We start from the raw sequence: 5,581 nt of genomic DNA, 5'->3' as shown, positions 1-5,581 counted from the left end.
TCCTCGTCGGCAGCGTCAGATGTGTATAAGAGACAGGGTTGTCCGGCGGTGTCCTACTCTCCCACACCCTCCCGGGTGCAGTACCATCGGCGCTGTGGGTCTTAGCTTCCGGGTTCGGAATGGGACCGGGCGTTTCCCCCACGCTATGACCGCCGTAACCCTGTTACCCGTCCCCGTGTTGTGTGTGGGGTGGGAAGTCTGTGGTTACAACTGTGGTGTTGTTATTTTGTTGTGTTGGTTCCTGTGAACATGGGTTGTTGTTCGGGAACCACATAGTGGACGCGTGCAGTGTGTTGTGTGGTGTAAGTTGTTGGCCTATTAGTACCGGTCAGCTTCACGAGTCTTTAGTCCTCGCTTCCACATCCGGCCTATCAACCCAGTGGTCTGGCTGGGGGCCTCTCACACGTAATGTGTATGGAAATCTCATCTTGAAGCGAGCTTCCCGCTTAGATGCTTTCAGCGGTTATCCCATCCGAACGTAGCTAATCAGCGATGCACTTGGCAGTACAACTGACACACCAGAGGTTCGTCCGTCCCGGTCCTCTCGTACTAAGGACAGCCCTTCTCAAATTTCCTGCGCGCGCAGCGGATAGGGACCGAACTGTCTCACGACGTTCTAAACCCAGCTCGCGTACCGCTTTAATGGGCGAACAGCCCAACCCTTGGGACCTACTCCAGCCCCAGGATGCGACGAGCCGACATCGAGGTGCCAAACCATGCCGTCGATATGGACTCTTGGGCAAGATCAGCCTGTTATCCCCGAGGTACCTTTTATCCGTTGAGCGACGGCCATTCCACAATGTACCGCCGGATCACTAGTCCCGACTTTCGTCCCTGCTTGAGATGTCTCTCTCACAGTCAAGCTCCCTTGTGCACTTACACTCGACACCTGATTGCCAACCAGGCTGAGGGAACCTTTGGGCGCCTCCGTTACTTTTTAGGAGGCAACCGCCCCAGTTAAACTACCCATCAGGCACTGTCCCTGACCCGGATCACGGGCCGAAGTTAGATGTCCAAAGTGACCAGAGTGGTATTTCAACGATGACTCCACCCGAACTGGCGTCCGGGTTTCAACGTCTCCCACCTATCCTACACAAGCCACTCCGAACACCAATACCAAACTATAGTAAAGGTCTCGGGGTCTTTCCGTCCTGCTGCGCGTAACGAGCATCTTTACTCGTACTGCAATTTCGCCGAGTTTATGGTTGAGACAGCGGGGAAGTCGTTACTCCATTCGTGCAGGTCGGAACTTACCCGACAAGGAATTTCGCTACCTTAGGATGGTTATAGTTACCACCGCCGTTTACTGGGGCTTAAATTCTCAGCTTCGCCCGCAAGGGGCTAACCGGTCCTCTTAACCTTCCAGCACCGGGCAGGAGTCAGTCCGTATACATCGTCTTGCGACTTCGCACGGACCTGTGTTTTTAGTAAACAGTCGCTTCCCCCTGGTCTCTGCGGCCCACACCCGCTCCACAGAGCAAGTCTGTATCACGGGGCAGGCCCCCCTTCTCCCGAAGTTACGGGGGCATTTTGCCGAGTTCCTTAACCATAATTCTCTCGATCGCCTTGGTATTCTCTACCTGATCACCTGTGTCGGTTTGGGGTACGGGCGGCTAAAACCTCGCGTCGATGCTTTTCTTGGCAGCATAGGATCACCGGATCCCCCCAAACGGGGGTCCCATCAGATCTCAGGAACGTGCTCGAAGCACACAGGAACGGATTTGCCTATCCCTGACCCTACATCCTTAGACCGGGGCAACCATCGCCCGGCCCGGCTACCTTCCTGCGTCACACCTGTTAATACGCTTACCTCCCGGGATCAGGTCCCGCGCTCGGCCAAAACCCACAACACCACAAGGGTGAGCGGGCAGGCTCCGGGCGGTTAGTATCCCCCGCTTGGCATGGGCGGTTTTTCGCCGGTACGGGAATATCAACCCGTTGTCCATCGACTACGCCTGTCGGCCTCGCCTTAGGTCCCGACTTACCCAGGGCAGATTAGCTTGACCCTGGAACCCTTGATCATTCGGCGGACGGGTTTCTCACCCGTCTTTCGCTACTCATGCCTGCATTCTCACTCGTGTAGGCTCCACCGCTGGTTTCCACCGCGACTTCACTGCCCACACGACGCTCCCCTACCACTCCACACCCCTGAACCACGAAGGCTAGGGCATTATGTGAAATCCACAACTTCGGCGGTGTACTTGAGCCCCGCTACATTGTCGGCGCGGAATCACTTGACCAGTGAGCTATTACGCACTCTTTCAAGGATGGCTGCTTCTAAGCCAACCTCCTGGTTGTCTTCGCAACTCCACATCCTTTCCCACTTAGCACACGCTTAGGGGCCTTAGTTGGTGGTCTGGGCTGTTTCCCTCTCGACTATGAAGCTTATCCCCCACAGTCTCACTGCTGCGCTCTGACTTACCGGCATTCGGAGTTTGGCTGACGTCAGTAACCTTGTAGGGCCCATCGGCCATCCAGTAGCTCTACCTCCGGCAAGAAACACGCAACGCTGCACCTAAATGCATTTCGGGGAGAACCAGCTATCACGGAGTTTGATTGGCCTTTCACCCCTACCCACAGCTCATCCCCTCCATTTTCAACTGAAGTGGGTTCGGTCCTCCACGACGTCTTACCGTCGCTTCAACCTGGCCATGGGTAGATCACTCCGCTTCGGGTCTAGATCACGCCACTACACTCGCCCTGTTCAGACTCGCTTTCGCTACGGCTACCCCACACGGGTTAACCTCGCGACGTAACACTAACTCGCAGGCTCATTCTTCAAAAGGCACGCCGTCACCAGAATCAGACTGGCTCCGACGGATTGTAAGCACACGGTTTCAGGTACTGTTTCACTCCCCTCCCGGGGTACTTTTCACCTTTCCCTCACGGTACTGGTCCGCTATCGGTCATTAGGAAGTATTTAGGCTTATCAGGTGGTCCTGACAGATTCGCACGGGATTTCTCGGGCCCCGTGCTACTTGGGATACTCCCCAGGCCGTGCACAACATTACGGTTACGGGGCTCACACCCTCTCTGGCCGGCCTTTCAAGACCGTTCACCTATGCCTGCACCTCACCTCACTGGTCCGGCAGAACCAGAACGGAAAGTCCCACAACCCCGCCCATGCAACGCCCGCCGGCTATCACACATGGAAACGGTTTAGCCTGATCCGCGTTCGCTCGCCACTACTAACGGAATCACTATTGTTTTCTCTTCCTGCGGGTACTGAGATGTTTCACTTCCCCGCGTTCCCCCCACGCACCCTATGTGTTCAGATGCGGGTCACACAATCACTTTTGACAGCGTTGTGCGGGGTTTCCCCATTCGGACATCCTGGGATCAACGCTCGGTTATCAACTCCCCCAGGCTTATCGCAGATTCCTACGTCCTTCTTCGGCTCCTAATGCCAAGGCATCCACCGTGTGCCCTTAAAAACTTGACCACACAAAGATCAAAAACTTACTCGAGAGAACCACGAGCCACTTGGGCCCAGGGTTCATTCATAAGAAATTGCTGTAGAAACACACACACAAATGCATGTGTCTCAGATGCTCGCGTCCACTATGTAGTTCTCAAACAACAACCCCGTCAACCACACCACCAACCACCACAACCCCCACAAAACACAGGAGCCGACACGGTGACCGACAGTACCGGAAGCAGGAACAAAAGAAACACCAGAAGATGCTCTCCGCATTGCTGCAAAAAGGTCCTGTTGCCTCAGGACCCAACAGTGCGCCAAACACAACCNNGAGAACAGCGCTGCCGTACTGGCACCAGGACACAACCGGTGAAGGCCATGCCAAACAAGTTTGATTCGTTGATATTCCACCCATGAGCACCCACCGCAGAACAGACGCCTGCGCAATGGGCAACACTGACAACCACCACATATCCGCATGCACGGACACCAGCAGTTGTTAGCAGCTCCTTAGAAAGGAGGTGATCCAGCCGCACCTTCCGGTACGGCTACCTTGTTACGACTTAGTCCCAATCGCCGGTCCCACCTTCGACGGCTCCCCCCACAAGGGTTAGGCCACCGGCTTCGGGTGTTACCAACTTTCGTGACTTGACGGGCGGTGTGTACAAGGCCCGGGAACGTATTCACCGCAGCGTTGCTGATCTGCGATTACTAGCGACTCCGACTTCATGGGGTCGAGTTGCAGACCCCAATCCGAACTGAGACCGGCTTTTTGGGATTAGCTCCACCTCACAGTATCGCAACCCTTTGTACCGGCCATTGTAGCATGCGTGAAGCCCAAGACATAAGGGGCATGATGATTTGACGTCGTCCCCACCTTCCTCCGAGTTGACCCCGGCAGTCTCCTATGAGTCCCCGCCATAACGCGCTGGCAACATAGAACGAGGGTTGCGCTCGTTGCGGGACTTAACCCAACATCTCACGACACGAGCTGACGACAACCATGCACCACCTGTAAACCGACCGCAAGCGGGGCACCTGTTTCCAGGTCTTTCCGGTTCATGTCAAGCCTTGGTAAGGTTCTTCGCGTTGCATCGAATTAATCCGCATGCTCCGCCGCTTGTGCGGGCCCCCGTCAATTCCTTTGAGTTTTAGCCTTGCGGCCGTACTCCCCAGGCGGGGCACTTAATGCGTTAGCTACGGCGCGGAAAACGTGGAATGTCCCCCACACCTAGTGCCCAACGTTTACGGCATGGACTACCAGGGTATCTAATCCTGTTCGCTCCCCATGCTTTCGCTCCTCAGCGTCAGTTACAGCCCAGAGACCTGCCTTCGCCATCGGTGTTCCTCCTGATATCTGCGCATTTCACCGCTACACCAGGAATTCCAGTCTCCCCTACTGCACTCTAGTCTGCCCGTACCCACTGCAGAACCGGAGTTGAGCCCCGGTCTTTCACAGCAGACGCGACAAACCGCCTACGAGCTCTTTACGCCCAATAATTCCGGATAACGCTTGCGCCCTACGTATTACCGCGGCTGCTGGCACGTAGTTAGCCGGCGCTTCTTCTGCAGGTACCGTCACTTACGCTTCTTCCCTACTGAAAGAGGTTTACAACCCGAAGGCCGTCATCCCTCACGCGGCGTCGCTGCATCAGGCTTGCGCCCATTGTGCAATATTCCCCACTGCTGCCTCCCGTAGGAGTCTGGGCCGTGTCTCAGTCCCAGTGTGGCCGGTCACCCTCTCAGGCCGGCTACCCGTCGTCGCCTTGGTAGGCCATTACCCCACCAACAAGCTGATAGGCCGCGAGTCCATCCAAAACCACAAAAGCTTTCCACCACCATGACATGCGCCAGATGGTCGTATCCGGTATTAGACCCAGTTTCCCAGGCTTATCCCAGAGTCAAGGGCAGGTTACTCACGTGTTACTCACCCGTTCGCCACTAATCCCCCAGCAAGCTGGGATCATCGTTCGACTTGCATGTGTTAAGCACGCCGCCAGCGTTCATCCTGAGCCAGGATCAAACTCTCCGTTGAAGTAAAACAAAAACAGACACAACCACACCCACCGGAAATAACGGCAAACACGGCTGCACAAAATTCGAAACCAGCTGAAAACCAGACCACCACACACGGGGGTGCGCAACGATCCAGCCATAATT

3 rRNA genes are annotated in these 5,581 nt (G+C 55.6%); all 3 read right to left on the bottom strand.

The window, feature by feature from the left end:
* Window positions 1-40: 40 nt before the first annotated feature.
* The 3 genes from rrf to ACLRGI_RS13915 all read right to left on the bottom strand — a co-directional run bounded on the left by rrf (window position 41) and on the right by ACLRGI_RS13915 (window position 5,456).
* Window positions 41-157 (bottom strand): 5S ribosomal RNA (gene rrf / locus ACLRGI_RS13925).
* 140 nt (window positions 158-297) lie between these two features.
* Window positions 298-3,442, bottom strand: a 23S ribosomal RNA gene (locus ACLRGI_RS13920).
* Window positions 3,443-3,935: 493 nt separating this feature from the next.
* Window positions 3,936-5,456: ribosomal RNA gene (locus tag ACLRGI_RS13915) — 16S ribosomal RNA — on the bottom strand.
* The 16S, 23S and 5S rRNA genes sit together here, the layout of an rRNA operon.
* Between the last annotated feature and the right edge of the window lie 125 nt (window positions 5,457-5,581).

This window comes from Paenarthrobacter sp. PPS72, from assembly GCF_048537125.1.
Classification (GTDB): Bacteria; Actinomycetota; Actinomycetes; order Actinomycetales; family Micrococcaceae; genus Arthrobacter; species Arthrobacter nitroguajacolicus_E.
This window is presented reverse-complemented; position numbering and strand designations above follow the sequence as displayed.